This is a genomic window from Clostridioides sp. LIBA-6822, from assembly GCF_056688955.1.
Window position 1 is genome coordinate 3,430,619 of record NZ_CP196995.1, and the last position, 16,568, is coordinate 3,447,186.

The 16,568-nt window shown below is 32.8% G+C and carries 14 protein-coding genes; all 14 read right to left on the reverse strand.

Features of this window, described 5'->3' with window-relative positions; genetic code table 11:
- Positions 1-190: 190 nt before the first annotated feature.
- Positions 191-865 carry a flavodoxin family protein gene (locus tag ACTG48_RS16350; protein ID WP_021385824.1) on the reverse strand — a complete coding sequence of 225 codons (675 nt, stop codon included), beginning with the start codon at positions 863-865 and terminating at the stop codon, positions 191-193.
- A gap of 25 nt (positions 866-890) precedes the next feature.
- Complete coding sequence (locus tag ACTG48_RS16355) at positions 891-2,234, reverse strand: uracil-xanthine permease family protein (RefSeq protein ID WP_479917409.1); 1,344 nt, start codon at positions 2,232-2,234, stop codon at positions 891-893.
- Positions 2,235-2,392: 158 nt separating this feature from the next.
- Positions 2,393-2,743, reverse strand: coding sequence for a TIGR03792 family protein (locus ACTG48_RS16360; protein ID WP_479917410.1), 351 nt, complete (start codon positions 2,741-2,743; stop codon positions 2,393-2,395).
- 109 nt (positions 2,744-2,852) lie between these two features.
- A complete protein-coding gene (gene lpdA / locus ACTG48_RS16365) occupies positions 2,853-4,253 on the reverse strand; it encodes a dihydrolipoyl dehydrogenase (protein WP_479917411.1) in 1,401 nt (466 codons plus the stop codon).
- Positions 4,254-4,312: 59 nt separating this feature from the next.
- Positions 4,313-5,320 (reverse strand): dihydrofolate reductase family protein, encoded by a 1,008-nt coding sequence (locus tag ACTG48_RS16370; RefSeq protein ID WP_479917412.1) that lies wholly within the window; start codon positions 5,318-5,320, stop codon positions 4,313-4,315.
- Positions 5,321-5,346: 26 nt separating this feature from the next.
- On the reverse strand, positions 5,347-6,744 hold the full coding sequence (locus ACTG48_RS16375; protein WP_021385836.1) for an amidohydrolase family protein: 1,398 nt from the start codon (positions 6,742-6,744) through the stop codon (positions 5,347-5,349).
- Between the two features lie 122 nt (positions 6,745-6,866).
- A complete protein-coding gene (locus tag ACTG48_RS16380) occupies positions 6,867-8,132 on the reverse strand; it encodes a dihydrolipoamide acetyltransferase family protein (protein ID WP_479917413.1) in 1,266 nt (421 codons plus the stop codon).
- Between the two features lie 17 nt (positions 8,133-8,149).
- Positions 8,150-9,127, reverse strand: a complete 978-nt coding sequence (locus ACTG48_RS16385) for an alpha-ketoacid dehydrogenase subunit beta (protein WP_479917414.1) — start codon at positions 9,125-9,127, stop codon at positions 8,150-8,152.
- Positions 9,127-10,107, reverse strand: a complete 981-nt coding sequence (locus ACTG48_RS16390) for a thiamine pyrophosphate-dependent dehydrogenase E1 component subunit alpha (protein ID WP_479917415.1) — start codon at positions 10,105-10,107, stop codon at positions 9,127-9,129. The genes ACTG48_RS16385 and ACTG48_RS16390 overlap by 1 nt, the downstream gene beginning before the upstream one ends.
- A gap of 35 nt (positions 10,108-10,142) precedes the next feature.
- Positions 10,143-11,102: a methenyltetrahydromethanopterin cyclohydrolase gene (mch, locus tag ACTG48_RS16395; RefSeq protein WP_021385945.1), complete on the reverse strand. Its 960-nt coding sequence runs from the start codon at positions 11,100-11,102 to the stop codon at positions 10,143-10,145.
- 25 nt (positions 11,103-11,127) lie between these two features.
- Positions 11,128-11,862 (reverse strand): SDR family NAD(P)-dependent oxidoreductase, encoded by a 735-nt coding sequence (locus ACTG48_RS16400; protein ID WP_479917416.1) that lies wholly within the window; start codon positions 11,860-11,862, stop codon positions 11,128-11,130.
- Positions 11,863-11,971: 109 nt separating this feature from the next.
- A complete protein-coding gene (locus ACTG48_RS16405) occupies positions 11,972-14,224 on the reverse strand; it encodes a xanthine dehydrogenase family protein molybdopterin-binding subunit (RefSeq protein ID WP_479917417.1) in 2,253 nt (750 codons plus the stop codon).
- The gene (locus ACTG48_RS16410) at positions 14,217-14,696 is read right to left on the reverse strand and encodes a (2Fe-2S)-binding protein (RefSeq protein WP_021385912.1); all 480 of its coding nucleotides are present in this window, start codon (positions 14,694-14,696) and stop codon (positions 14,217-14,219) included. Before ACTG48_RS16410 ends, ACTG48_RS16405 begins: the two co-directional genes overlap by 8 nt.
- A 384-nt stretch (positions 14,697-15,080) precedes the next feature.
- Positions 15,081-16,406: a solute carrier family 23 protein gene (locus ACTG48_RS16415; RefSeq protein WP_044213891.1), complete on the reverse strand. Its 1,326-nt coding sequence runs from the start codon at positions 16,404-16,406 to the stop codon at positions 15,081-15,083.
- Between the last annotated feature and the right edge of the window lie 162 nt (positions 16,407-16,568).

Below are 16,568 nucleotides of genomic sequence, written 5' to 3' on the forward strand. Positions count from 1 at the left end.
TAAGAACTCAAAGTTCCCCCCCTTATATTTCTAAAATTTAATTTATAATATATATTCTATCATATTTATTAATATATCTTACTTTATTACAAATAATTTTTATATACCAAATAACCCCTTTTAATATTTATGATAGTCTATCTAATAAACATTAAAAGGGGTTATTTAAATATATATCAGCAAATAAATTCTAGTGGTCTTTTACTGGACTCTTTTCATCTTCACTTAATATTCCTAGTTCATCTTTTTCTGTATTCCATTTTTCAAGTCCATATTTAGATACCTTAACAGCTTCAGCTATCCCTCTACCAAGTCTTTTTATAGTATTCATACCTACCTCATCTTCTTTTGCACCTTGTTCCTTTGCGTCCTTACTCCAAATACTAGCACCAGTATATCCCCCAATAAGACCTCCTGTTACCAACACCTCATGCATTAAAAAGAAATTTATAATTGGCAACCTAGCCATTTCTTGACCACCATATCTAGTCCCTCCAGTAGTTATGGCAGCACCTACCTTGTTTTGTAAATTACACCCATGTACCAAATACATATGTCTCAATCTATTTAATACAGCAGTCAATTGAGCAGTTATACCCATATCATAAACAGGAGAACCTATTATAAATCCATCTGCTTCTAGTAATTTTTTTTCTAATTCTCCCATATCATCTTGTATTGTACATTTTTCTGCTTTTCTCATACAAGCATCGCAATGTATACATGGGGCTATATTTTTCCCTCTTACAGTCCAAAAATCAACTTCTATCCCTGGTATCTTTTTAGCTTCTTCCAGTGCTTGTAGTATTGCATATTCAGTTGCTCCCTTTCTTGGACTCCCACATATTCCCAATATTTTAGCCATGATTATACCTCCTATAAATTTTAATTTAAGCCTCTATTTTTATATCATTAGACTTATTCGATTTTATTGATAATATATACTTAATTATCATTGCTACGATAAATACTGATACTATACAAGAGTTTCCAACTAAAGTTCTAATAAGCTCTGGAAACTTTTCCAATGTCTGAGGAACAGAAGTTATACCTATACTTAAAGTAATTGATACTCCAGCTATAAGATTATTATCTGATGTAAATCCTGATTGACTTATCATATCATAACCAGCCATAGCAATTGATGAAAATACGATTAAAGTAACGCCTCCTATTATACATGAAGGTATAGTTGTTATTATTGCTCCCAATAATGGCGAAAATCCAACCAGAATTAATACAACACCTGTAATTGCCAATACAAATCTACTAGTAACCTTGTTTATAGCTACAATTGCAGCATTTTGACCAAATACTCCAGTTGGTATTGAACTAAATATAGATGATATTATAGATGTTAATGCATTTCCCATTGTAGCAGATTCTAACTCTTTATCTGTAACCTCTCTATTCATAGCTCCCATAGTAGCAATTGTTGCAGCTCCCATCATATCAGCTATAGCTACCATAAACAGTATGGCAAACATCAATATTAAATCAAGTCTAAATTCTAGACCAAAAGCTAATGTTTTTGGAAATGAAAATATAGGAGTCCCTTGAACTGCTGAAAAATCAACCAATCCAAATACAAGTGATACTATATAACCAAATATTATACCTATTAAAATTGCGGCATCTTGAACCAATCCCTTACCAAATTTCATAAGCAAAATTATAGCTATAACGACCATAAGCCCAATCATGAAGTTTATAGGTTCTCCAAATGTCGCTGAACCTTCTCCTCCAGCTAAATTTTTTACAGCAGTTGGAAATAGGCTAATACCCATACAGGCAATCATTGTACCTGCTATAATTGGAGTAAATAAATGTCTTATCTTTTTAATTCCAAAAGCTATAAAGAATACTACTATTGCTCCACCAATTTGCGCCCCAAAAAGAGCTTTAAGTCCATATTTACCAGCTACTGAAAGACATGCTCCTAAAAATACATAATTTGTACCCATTATTACAGGAAGCTTTGAACCCAACCTATAACCTTTAAATAATGGTATTGAATATAATTGTAGTAAAGTTGCTATTCCAGCTACCAACATAGCTCCTTGCATAAGCATAGTTGACATCTGTTTATCAAGTCCTACTATATTTGATATAAGCATAGCTGGAACCATATTACCTGCAATCATTGAAACAAAATGCTGTAACCCTAAAGGTAATGCTTCCTTTAAAGGTGGTCTTCCCTCTAGATGAAATTTTGATGTATCGTGCTCTTTCATAAATAAATCCTCCCATAAATTTTATTTTCTTTACGACCATGAATTTATTAACAATCAATTTTGAGCTATACACACCTTAATATAGTTAATTTTCAACTTGAATGATGCTTATTTTGACCACAATATTATCTATGTATAGTTTTTAGTGACACTCAATTTTATTCCTTGTATTCTCTAAGTTTATATCTTTTATTGACCTCATGCTCTGCCTTTATAAATTCTAAATTTCCCTCACCCATCAATTCAGACATTTTTCTCTTTCTATCATAGAGCCAGTTTTTATCAATATTTTTATAGTACTTATAATCAGTCCAATATATTATTGATGTTATTTCTCCTGGATTACTTTTACTAATCCATATCTCAGAACCAGCAAATCCCTCTAATAATTCCAGACCTTTAACCCAAATCTCATAATCTAACTGTAAGTACTTTTCTATTAAGTTGGTATTTATCCTGAAAGTTAGTTCTTCAACAAACAAAGGTTTTTCAAATACTTTTAATTTCATATTATATACTCCCTTCTTTAATATTTGACTACTTTTTCTATACCACTATTTTCAATTTAATCCACCTATATATAACCACTTCTTATTCTTACATTTATTTATTACAATATCATTTTCTGACAGGTGGCATATGTATTGATTTATCTAATATTCCCATAGATGCTTCTAAAAAAGCTTCTGATAAAGTTGGATGTCCATGCATAATACTTGCAACTTCTTCAACTGTCAACATAGCTTTCATTGCAACCACAGCCTCATGTATTAAATCGCTAGCATTAGGTCCTATAATATGAACACCATATATTGTAGTTTTATCCTTTGAGGCAATTATCTTAACCATGCCTTCTGAATCATTCATTGTAAGTGCCTTTCCATTCCCAGAAAACTGAAACTTACTGACAACATAATCTAAGTTTTTATCCTTAACTTCTTCCTCAGATAATCCAACTGTAGATACTTCTGGAAAAGTAAAAATTGAATTTGGCACTAAATTATAATCTACACTCGTTTTTTCTCCTACTATTTGTTCAACAGCAACTTTGCCTTCTTCAGATGCTACATGTGCAAGCATTACCCCTCCAATCACATCACCAATTGCATATATTCCTGGTATAGACGTACAATAATTTTCATCAACTTTTATCCCTTTTTTATCATATGTTACTCCTATACCATCTAGATTTAATCCCTCTACATCAAGTTCCCTTCCTGTGGATATAAGTATGTTGTCACAGGCTAGTTTTGTTTTTTCTCCATTCTTACTTATCTCTGCAACTAATCCTTCGCCATTCTTATATATTTCTTCTACTTTCGATGAAACCATTATTTTAATTCCTCTTTTATTTAGTAATTTGCTTAATCTAGAAGATACCTCTTTATCAACCATAGGAATTATAGTATCCAAAAATTCAACAATAGTCACATCTGAACCAAATTCGTTTAAGATTCCTGCAAACTCAATTCCTATAACTCCTCCTCCAACAATTACAATTTTCTTAGGCAAATTATTCATTTCTAAGGCTTCTTTACTCGTTATTACGCCTTCTAAATTAGCTCCTTTTATTGGTGGCTTAGAAGATTTTGAGCCAGATGCAATTAAAATATTTCTACCTTTAATTATTTTCTTAGACCCATCATCCAAATTTACTTCTACAGAATCTCTACTTATTAGTTTTGCTTCACCTTTTTCTATTACTACTTTATTAGCCTTTAATAGTCCTTTTACACCACTAGTTAAAGTTTTTACTACCTTTTTCTTTCTTGATTGTACTTTTTCTAAGTCCAGTTCATATTTGTCAACTTTTATACCGTATTCTTCAGCATGATTAAAATAATTTAAAACTTGTGCATCCTTAAATAATGTCTTTGTAGGAATACAACCTGTATTTAAGCAAGTACCTCCAAGTTCATTTTTTTCTATAATTACAACATTTAATCCAAGTTGAGCTCCTCTAATTGCTGCAACATATCCTCCTGGTCCACCACCAATTACTATTAAATCAGTGTTCATCTTCACTATTCCTCCTTTTAAGTCATAAATATTAATCCACTATACACAAAATTTTGTTATCAATATTTATACGCTGTTAAATCTATTTGATTTTTAATATCATAATGAAGTTTTTGACGTGTAAATATAAAATTATTTTTATGAATTCCTATTGTCAATAATTCTGAATGTGGATGTTCTAAATGGCTATAAGGTATTGTACAACCTGGAGTCATACTTCCACCTACAAATACCATCGAATAATTTATAAAATATTCATCGAGTAACTTACTCTCTATTAAGTGCGTACAATATGAAGGAGATTCTACACACACTTTTTCTATCCCTAAATTTTTAAGAACATAAAGCAATACCTCAGAATCTGGCGTACTATCTTTTCCAGTGACAATTACAGGAAAAACATCAAAATCTTTATATAATTCTTCAAATATATAATCATCAACATCCTTAATTGAACTAAAATTTCCTATACATACATGTTTTAAAGGAGAGTTTTCTTTTATATACTCCCATCCGTTTGGAGATGTAGCTATAACCATTTTGTATTCTTGGCTTTTATCAACCTTAAATGTATAGTGATTAAATGGAATATCTGTAGCATCAAAAGAAACTACTACCCCACATGGTTGATATTTTTTATTTAAACAATCTTTTCTTTGTTGTGTCAGACCTTCATCATATACATGACATGTTATTCCAGGTTCATTTTGAAGAGTTCTGGCTCCAATAATCACAGCATCTGAACAAGCTCTTAATACATTTAAAACCCAAAAATCTGCTAGGGCACCATCTGGGTCTATAAAATTATTTTTCCCAATTAAAGGTCCTGCCTTATTATCTTCATAGGCCATCTTTCCATCTGAAGATAACACCATAGATGAAAATATGTATGGTCTTTTTTCACTTGCCTGAGGAAAAAATAATTCTGTATAATACTCTACAACATCTGGTACACATACATCTTCTTTAGAATTTGACTTTATTGTACTTAATATCTTTTCATTTCTATTTAATACATCTATTTTTAAATTACCTCTTGGTATACTGAAAAATTCAAGATTATTCATACTCTTACCATCCTCTCTTAATTGTTTTACAATCTATAAATTCTTTTTCCCCACTGTACATTACCTAGACCAACATCAGCTATTAATTTACTTGCTATTTGTTGAGTTTTATATAATACCTTTTCTTCATCTATAGTTGTTATCTGATTATTCTCCATAACCACTTTTCCATCTATAATAGAAGTTTCTATATTATTTGGAGTAGATGAATATATTAGTGAACTAATTGGGTCGTGAATTGGTATAGAAATTGAACTTTTATATGGGTTATAAATTACAATATCGGCGTTTTTTCCTACCTCTATTGAACCTAGTGAATCTAATTTATTTATAGATTTTGCTCCCCCCAACGTTGCCATTTCAAGTACACTTGATGAAGGTAAAAGTTTTGCATCTCTATGAGTAACCTTTTGTAATAATGTAGTCATCTTCATTACTTCTAGCATATTTTGAGTATCATTACTAGCTGAACCATCGCATGCCAAACTTATAGTTAATCCCTCTTCTATAAACCTTGGAATTGGTGCCACTCCTGCTGCTAGAACCATATTAGATACAGGGTTATGAGATATTTTAACATCATACTTTTTAAATAACTCTATGTCTTCATCTGACATGTGTATACAATGAACTGCAATAAAATCAGGACCTAAAATCCCCATTTTTTCAAGATATGGTACAGTTCTCATACCTCTATCATCTAAACAATATTTATCATCATCTTCAGTTTCAAGTAAATGCATTGTTATTGGTATATTAAGTTCATCAGCTATCTTTCTTATCTCTTTATAGCCATCTTCTGTGTTATCCCATATAATCCCAGGTGCCAATGCCATACTAATTCTTGAATGGTTTTTATATTTTTTATCTAATCTTCTGACATCATCAAAGAATTTTTGCTCTGTATCATGATAAGTACAACCAAATTCCTCAGGAAATTTACTTGTATCTGTAAATCCTCTGCCAAGTATCCCTCTTATTCCTAAGTCTTCAAATGCTCGTATTATACTATCATCAAGCCCTTCTTTTCCATGACAATACATATAATCGAGTATAGTAGTTGTACCTGTTTTAATTGCTTCTATACACCCTGTTAATGCTGCATAATAGCAACACTCTTCATCTATCTTATGGATAGCTCTTCTAACAGAACTATCAAGCCAGTCTAGCAATAATTTATCTCTTCCTAATCCCTTTAACAAAGTCTGAAATAGATGAGAATGAGTGCTTATGAATCCAGGAAAAACCACTTTACCTTTAGCATCTATAGTTTTTTCTGAAATATATTTTTCTAATAAATTGGCTTTTCCTATATCAATTATCTTGCTATTTTCAATTATTATACAAGCATCATTTAATATTTCCCTCTCAGTATTCATTGAAACTAGATAAGCGTTTTTAATTATCAAATCTACTTTTCTCATGCAGTAACCTCCATATAATTTTCTGCCATACTTTAATTTTGACAGATAGTTTGGAGAGAAAAATCTTTCGAGAAACGCATAACAAACTATCTGTCGATTACTGTGGTGCTTATAATATTATTTTACATCCATCTAAAATCTAAGAGATTTTGAGTAACTTCTTGAAGAAAACGTGCACCAGGGGCTCCATCTACCACTCTATGGTCATGAGTCAAACTCATATTCATTATAGAACCAGCATAAAATGCACCATCTTTTACAAGAACCTTTTCTATTATACTTCCAATACCTAAAATGGCACTTTCTGGTGTATTTAATACTGGAGTAAAATATGTTATTCCGAACATGCCTAAATTAGTTATAGTAATAGTTCCATTACTCATTTCATCTTGATTTAACTGATTATTTTTAGCTCTTTCACTTAAATCACTCAACTCTATACATATTGTTCTTAAATCTTTTAAATTTGCATTCTTTATTACAGGTACTACTAATCCATTTGGAATGTCTACAGCTATACCTACATTAATTTCATCATTTATTTTAAAATGATTTTCATCAAATACTTGTGTTCTAAGTTTAGGATGATTTTCGAGTGCTTGGGCTACAGCTTTTATTATAAGAGCTGTATAACTCAATTTAACACCTACATTTTTATACTTTTCTTTTAGACTCTTATATACTTTGGTTAGATTTGTAATTTCTAATTCAGTAGCAATCGTAGTTTGAGCTGTTGTCAATAAACTCTCATGCATTTTTTTCGCTATTATATTTTGCATTTGAGTCATTTTAGTTACCACATCATTTTCCCCTATAGTTGCCTTAGCACTCTTTATTTGAGGAATAGATGTAGCATCTTGCCGTACTCCTTTTTCAGCTACTTTAATTTGATTAGTTTCAACGACCTTTTCTTCTAGATTTTTATTCATGAAATTTTTTAAATCATCAATTGTTATTGCTCCATGTATTCCTGTACCCTCTATGTTTGAGTAGTTAATGCCTTTTTCTTCAGCTATTTTTTTAGCTCTTGGAGTTATTTTCTTCTCTACCACTAAATTTTTTACCTCTGTTATCTGCTCTAAGCTTGGAGTATCTTCTTCTTTTTCTATATCTGCTTTAACTGTTGGGTTAAGCCCACTAATATCTTCATTTTCATCTGCAATTATACAAATTATTTCTCCACAGTCTACAACTTCACCCTCTTCAAACAGTATCTTTCTTAGTACTCCATTTTCTGTAGCTTCAACTGTATTTGTTATCTTATCAGTTTCAATTTCTAAAAGTTCATCTCCCTTATTTACAATGGCACCTTCTTCAATCAACCATGTACCAATTGTCCCATCTTCCATAGAAAGACCAAACTTTGGCATTTTAACCTCTGTAATCATGACTTATCCTCCCTTGATTAATATTGCATAACTTCTCTACAAGCTCTAATTAGATTTTCTAATTTTGGCAAAACAAAATCCTCTAAAACTGGTGCATATGCTACTGGAGCATCAATTGATGTAACTCTTTTTATTGGTGCACTTAGATACTCAAATACATCTTCATTTATCATGGCAGATATTTCAGCCGCCCATCCTCCTACTCTTGGTCCTTCTTGAGCAATGACCAATCTGCTAGTTTTTGCTACTGACTCTACTATAGTTTTTTTGTCATAAGGAAAAACAGTTCTAAGGTCGATTATCTCTACATTAATTCCTTCTTTTTGAAGTTCATTTGCTGCTTTGTGTGCTAGACCTAACATCATTTGAGTAGCTACTATTGTAACATCACTACCTACTCTCTCAATCTCAGCTTCATATAGAGGAATCTCATATGGTTCAACTGGTACTTCACCTTTAACGTTATATAGCATTTTATGTTCCAAAAATAATACTGGATTATCGTTCTTTATAGCCGAAAGTAACATTCCCTTGGCTTCATAAGGTGTTGTTGGTGAAACTACTACAAGCCCTGGAGTATTCATAAACCATGATTCTGCACAAACTGAATGATGATATGCACAACGTATACCAGCACCCTGTACAGCACGAACTGTAATTGGACAATGAGCTTTCCCCTGAAACATAAAATTAAGCTTTGCTGCATTATTTACAAGTTGGTCAAAACAAACACCTAAAAAGTCTGCAAACATTATCTCAGGTACGGGTCTTAGTCCACAAAGTGCCGCTCCATTTGATAATCCTAATATAGCTGACTCAGATAAAGCTGTATCCTTGATTCTATTTGGCCATTTAGCCATTATTCCTTTGGTAATTCCAAAATCTCCACCCATTTTAGCGACATCTTCACCTAATATAAAAACTCTATCATCATTTTCCATAGCTTGATGAAGTGCTTCATTTATTGCCATTCCATACGAAAGTTTTCTTCCCATTATCTTATTTCCACCTCTCTATCAACATATGTGTGTGTAACTGCATCTTTAACATCTGGTGATGGACTCTCCAATGAGAATCTTAGCATTTCTTGAACATCATCTTCTATCTCTTCTTCAATATCTTTAAGTACATCGTCTGACATACCTTCTCTTTCAATAAGTATTTTTCTCGTTAACTTTATTGGGTCTCTGTCTTTCCAGTACTTAACTTCTTCTTCAGGTCTATATGCTGCTGGGTCCCCTGCAAAATGACCTTGCCAACGATAAGTAAGAAACTCTATCAATGTTGGACCTTCTCCTTTTCTTGCTCTATCTGCTGCTTTTTCTACTATCTCAATTACTGCTTCTACATCATTACCATCTACTCTATAACTTGGAATCTCGTATCCTTCACCCCATGTTTTTAATTCTTTTTGAGGATGAGAATCTGTATAGTGTGTAGATATAGCATACTGATTATTAAGCAAACAGTATATAATTGGTAGTTTCCATGTGGCTGACATGTTAAGGCTTTCATGACAAGTACCTTCTCCCAAAGTGCCATCACCTAAAAATACTGCTGTAACATCGTCAGTTTCTTTATATACAGATGCAAAAGCTGTACCTAGGCAAGTTACCATCGTAGAACCTTGTATTCCATTGAATCCCATATTTCTACATTCAATATCATTTATATGCATTGAACCACCTCTGCCACCATTTATACCTGTAGCTTTAGCAAATATTTCAGCCATTACAAGTTTTGGGTCGGTTCCACAAAGTGCTATAGTTCCATGTCCTCTATGGTCTGGAAATTTATAATCTGTTTTTCTAAGTGCATCTACTATACCTGCTTGACAAGCCTCCTGCCCTATACTTAAATGCACAAATCCTGGTATAGTTCCATTTGCAGCATACTCTTCTATTACTTCTTCAAATCTTCGAATCATAACCATATCACGGTATAATTTTTCTAATCTTGTTTTATCTAATACCATTTTGTATCCCCCTAAACTAATAGAATTTAAATCATTTATTTTAAGAAACTTCTTTCAAGAGCTGAATAGTTTATCTCTCCTGATGAAAATGATTTTCCAGTATTTATATTGTGTATCTGTATTTTGCCAATTGAATGTACATCATGGTCTACATAGAAAAAATCTCTTCCTGCTTTTTCAAATACATCCTCAAACAACTCTCCATAATTTGGAGATGATGTTTTTCCTGCCAATTGGTGTATAGTCTTTGCAATAGCAGTGTCAGTTGAGTCTACCCAAAACTCAGTTTCACTACCATAAATTAATGCATCATTTATTCTTCCCATAGTTTTAATTTCATCTTTTACTATTGGTGCTATTGGTGCTTTTCCTCTTGCAAGTACAATTTGACCTGCATCGAAGTTTTTTTCAAACATTTTATGACATACTTGCTCAATGATTCTTGCTGATACTTGCATTGATGCTACAATACATGTACTCGGTGAAATCAATATATATGTGTCTTCTGGTTTTACTCTACAAGCATTTGCAATTTCTAAAATGGTTTTCTCATCAGGGTATTTTACATCTTGAATGCATAAGACTGCTTCATGATAATCATCTTCATATGGAGTCATTTCAAAATACCAATCTGATTTAACTCTTGCTAAAGCTCTTGCTGGACCTGACCCTATAGTTGCAAACTCTCCTTCACCCAGTTTCCATCCTGCAATCTGTGAACCCATACATGCAATTAAAGGCTTATCTATGAATACTTCAACAGATGAAAAAGAATATTCTTCATTTAATTTAAAATCTCCCAGTGTTACTATTCCTAAATCACCTATGGAAGCTCTGGTAAATAAAACACCTGCTTTCCAACTTCCACTACAATTTAGACCCATATCAATTATAGTTGCTCCACAATCTGTCTTAATAACTTCACATCCTAATGATTCTGCATCTTCCAGTATTTCTCTTACTACTACCATTGCCTTTTTATTTAAACTTATCATTTTTATACCTCTCAATATATTTTATTTATGCCTTTTTTCCACAGACATCAATTGCAGCCCCCATTATTGGACTAGCTTCATCAGATGCTAAAAAAGTCACAACCTTTGATACTTCTTCTACTTGCAACATTTCTGCAAGTGGTATTGTAACTGCATCATCATAGTCAAATCTTTTTCTTGTATATTCTGTATTTGTCATTCCTAAATATATTGCGTTTACATTAATTCCATATTCTTTCACTTCTTCAGATAAAGTTTGAGTAAAACTTACCACGCCTCCTTTAGAAGCTGCATATGCACCAAATCCTGGAAAAAAGTGCTTTGCTGCTGTAGAACTAATATTTATTATTTTTCCATATCTTTTATCTATCATTGTCTTGAGAACAGCCTTAGTACAATAAAAAGTTCCACTCAAATTCGTCTTTATTTGAGCATCCCATTCTTCAGCTGTAGTGTCAATTACTGGAGATGATTTATGAATAGCAACATTATTAATCAAAACATCTACAACTCCAAATTTTTCTATTAAATTTTTAAAGCAATTGTCTACTTCTTCAGAGTTACTTACATCACAAACTGAAACAAATGCTCTACCGCCAGATTTGATGATTTTCTCTGCAATATTATCCAACTTACTTTTAGTTCTACCAAGCAAAATTACAATTGCCCCTTCTATACCAAAATCTAAAGCAAAACCTGCTCCTAAGCCTTGACCTGCTCCTGTTATCACAACAACTTTATCTCTAAACCTTAAATCCACAACCATCACACCCCTTACATTTACATAATTTATACTTACTCTAGAGAAAATTATTACACTACAATATCTAAAATTTCTTAAATATTTTTCTATTTTTTATAAGAGAAGATTAAATATTTATATTCTCTAGTAAAATATCTTTCTTTAATGGCAAACTATAAAAATCACACTTCAATGCATTTGCTACAGCATTTGCCACTGCTGGTGCTGATGGTACTACTGAACATTCCCCTATACTCTTAGCTCCAAATGGACCTCCAGGTTCTCCACATTCTATCATCCCTACTTTTATCTTAGGCATTTCACTTGCTTTTATCATGTGGTACGAACGAAATGAATTAGCCTTTATTCTTCCTCTATCATCAAATTCAAGTGCCTCTGTCAACGCATATCCTATTCCCATTTGAATTGCTCCTTCAATCTGACCTTCTACAGACATTGGGTTTAGTGCTTTTCCTACATCATGTACTGCCACATATTCTAACACCTTTACATTTCCTAATTTTGTATCAACTTCAACTTTGGCAAAATGTACACCATATGAACTTGCACCAGTATTTGAAGCAAATGTTTCAACCCCAATAATTTCTCTTAAATTTACTCTTTGTGCATGTATCATGACATCACACAATGTAGCTTGTTTATCTTTGTTTTTAATAGAATATACTTTGTCATTTTTTAATTCTATACATTCCTCATCCTCTTCCAAAAGTTGCGATGCTTCTTTTAAAAGTTGTTTTTTCACTGAATTTGCAACTTTTAAAGCTGCATTTCCAGATACGAATACTCCTCTACTTGCATAGTCACCTAGATTCCATGGTGATGCTTCTGTGTCTGCCTGTATACATTCTATTTTTTCTTGGCTTATTCCAAGTATTTCAGATATAATTTGTACTTGAACACTTACAGATGCATTTCCCATATCGTGAGTACCTGTATATAATACAGCTGAACCATCTTCATTCATCTTAAGCATCAGAGCTGTTATATCTCTATGTGCCCCAAAGCATCCATTTCCATGTGAACCAACTGCCATACCTATACCAATTAAGAATCTACCACTTGAATCGTTTTGTTGTTTAATCTGTTTTTTCCATTCAAATAGTTCCATTCCTTTCTTGATACAGTCCATTGGTCTTGGATTTCCATGAGGACTTTTAAATCGCTGATCTATTCCATCAGGCTCAACTAAATTCTTAAGTTGTAAATCTAAAATATCCATGTTGAGTTTCTTTGCAATTTTATTTAGTTGTGATTGTTGAGCAAAGAAAGCTTGTGGAGAACCATATCCTCTCATAGCTCCTGCAATTGGAGTATTTGTATACACTGGAATCCCAGTGTATCTCATATTTTCAATTTTATATGCTTTAAATACTTTATGGCTCATAGCTCCTATCACATTTAAGGCACTTGATGCATATGCTCCTGTATTTGTAATAACTTTCATATCTTGTGCTATAATTTGACCATCTTTCATAGCACCTGTTTTTAGATATACAACTGCACCATGTCTAGTTCTTGTTGAGGCTATAGTTTCTCTCCTATTAAGCTCTAATTTGACAGGTCTACCTGATAGTTTTGCTAGCAAAGCTACTATTGGCTCAATAGTAATTTCCAATTTGCCTCCAAAAGCACCACCAATAGCTGGACTTATCAATCTTACTTTATTCATTGGCAATTCAAATATTTTAGATAATATTACTCTAAAAGCAAAAGTATTTTGATTAGGGCTATAAACTGTAAGTTTTCCACTATAATCATAATCTGCAATAGCAACATGAGTTTCTATAGCTCCATGATGTATAGCTGGTAGTGTATATTTATCTTCAAAAACATAATCAGCTTTTTTCATAGCTTCTTCCACATTTCCACATTCTTGCACATTTTCTGGAAGTTTATTACCTCCTTTATGTATTGGATATGCATTTTCTTTTATTGCTTCTTCTGGATTGAATACTGAAGGTAATTCTTCATACTCAACTTCAATAAGTTTCAATGCCTTTTCAGCTATTTTTAAATCTTCAGCTGCAACAGCTGCAACTTTATCCCCCACAAAACGAACAACATCATCAAAAATGTATTCAACTTCAGGCAACTCATGCTCATAAAACCTCATTGCACTATTAAAAGCTATTCTTGGTGAATTTTTATATGTAGCTACAGCTTTTACTCCTTCTAACTTTTCTGCTTTTGATGTGTCTATTCTCTTGATTTTTGCATGTGCTACAGGACTAAATAATACTTTTGCATATAGCATATTCGGGATTTTCATATCTGCTGTATATCTAAGTTGACCAGTGGCTTTAAGCACGGCATCCCTTATTGGAACTCTTCCACCTATAACACTTAGTTCATTACTCACATACCACACCTCCCATCCTTTTTGCTGATAAAAGTATAGCCTCAACAATTTTTACATATCCTGTGCATCTACAAAGATTATTGTCTATGGATTTTCTAATATCCATTTCAGAAGGATTTGGATTTTTATCCAACAAAGCTTTTGCTGACATTATCATACCTGGAGTACAATACCCACATTGTACAGCTCCACAATCAATAAATGCTTGTTGGATTGGATGTATACTGACTCCATCTGATAACCCTTCAATTGTCAGGATTTTCTTACCCACTGCGTTTTTTGCTAAAATCAGACATGAATTCACTGCTTCTCCATCTAAAATTATTTTACAAGCTCCACAATCACCTGTACTACATCCACATTTACTTCCAGTTAGATTAAATTTTTCTCTTAAGACATAAAGTAAAGTCCACTTATTTTCTATGGCTACCTCTCTGACTCTGCCATTTATATCGAGTTCAATAACCTCCATAATCTTCACCTTCCATCTACAGAATTTAATTATGTATATCTCTACAAAATTGAGATTTTAATTACTTTGTCTATATTATTTAAGCCCTTTTTTCAACTCTTTTTCACACAAAGCCCTCTAATTATGGCTAAAAAAAGAGGAGCAAGGCGCTCCTCTTGGATATCCTTTCAGATTATACTTTTATTAAAATGAGTATCATATCTTTTGATTATTCAAATTTTTAAGGTTTTTGGGTAAAAAAAATAGAAGCAAGGCGCTCCTTCTTGGATATCCTTTCAGATTGTATTATAAGCTATTAGGTTTCCTTCAAAGTTCAATCCTATTTTTGGTAAAAAAAATAGAAGCAAGGCGCTCCTTCTTGGATATCCTTTAGAATTACGTTCTCTAAGCTTTACAACTTACTTCACTTTCAACTACATCTTCTTTTTCTTTAGGTAATATGATATTTAGTATTAAAGACAATAAAGCTGTTCCAGATATACCAGTCATTAAAGTGACTACTATACTTGGTAAAAATGCTAATGCAGCTTGGTTAAAATAACCACCCATACCAATACCTAATGAAACTGCTAAAATTGTTATATTGCGATTTGTCATTTTACCCATTCCAATAACTTTAATACCTGATGATGCAATTGTTCCAAACATCATAACTAATGTTCCCCCAATAACTGGGTCTGGTGTTAAAGCTAATATTTGTGCAAACTTTGGGAAAAATGCTAAAATACCTAACATTACTCCTCCAAGTGCTACTATGTACCTACTTGCAACACCTGTCATACAAATTATTCCTATGTTTGGGCTACCTGATATAACTGGAAGTCCATTGAACAAAGCTGCAAAACAACTTCCAACTCCATCTGCTCTTACTGCTCTCATCAATTCTGTTTGTGTAGGTAATCGATTCTCAACAGAGCTGACAACGCCTGTCGTATCTCCTATTATTTCCATAACTGTAACAATATGAATCGTACATATGGTCATAATAGCCCCTAAGTTGAACTCCAGCCCCCAAAATACAGGCTTTGGCATTGCAAACCAATTTGCTTGTGCCATACTAGAAAAATCAACCATACCAAATATCACTGCTACTACATACCCTATCACTATTGAAATTATTATGGATGCTACCTTTAGAAAACCTTTTCCGAATTGATTTAAAATGAGTGTCAACAGCAATGTAAATACAGCTAAAGAAAAATTAGCAACTACATCTGGGCTATGAACATCAAATGATACTGCATAGTCAAACGAAGAACTCATAAGTGATAACCCAACTGCTAAAACGACACTTCCTGTAACCGTAGGTGTAAAATATTTATGCAAATATTTTACTGCATATGGTCCTACTAAAGTTAAAACTACACTTCCTACAAGTACTGCCCCAAAAGCTCCAGCAATACCAACATCATTATTTGTACCTAAGGCAATTAATGGTGCTACAAAGGTGAAACTACCACCAGTAACAATTGGCAACCGTGACCCTACTGGCCCAATCCCCATAGATTGCAGTATGGTGCTCACTCCTGCAATCAACATCGAACATTGAATCAAAAATGCAGTCTCACTTAGTGAGAGACCCATGCCAACAGCTACTAAAATAGCACCAGACATAGTACCCGCAAAAGCAGAAAAAACATGTTGCATACTAAGCGGTATTGCTGTTAGAAACTTTGGCTTGTCGTTAAATCCATACTTGTAATTTTCCATATCTTACCCCTTATCGCTCCCGCCATTGCCGCCAAATGTATGGAGCTATGTAATAAATTATTAGTAACCTTAAAAGTTAGAGCCTAATAAATATTGCACAGTTAAATTATGAAGTTTTAGTTATACATTTTGAAATTAGAAAAGCTCTAATTTAAGGAGTGG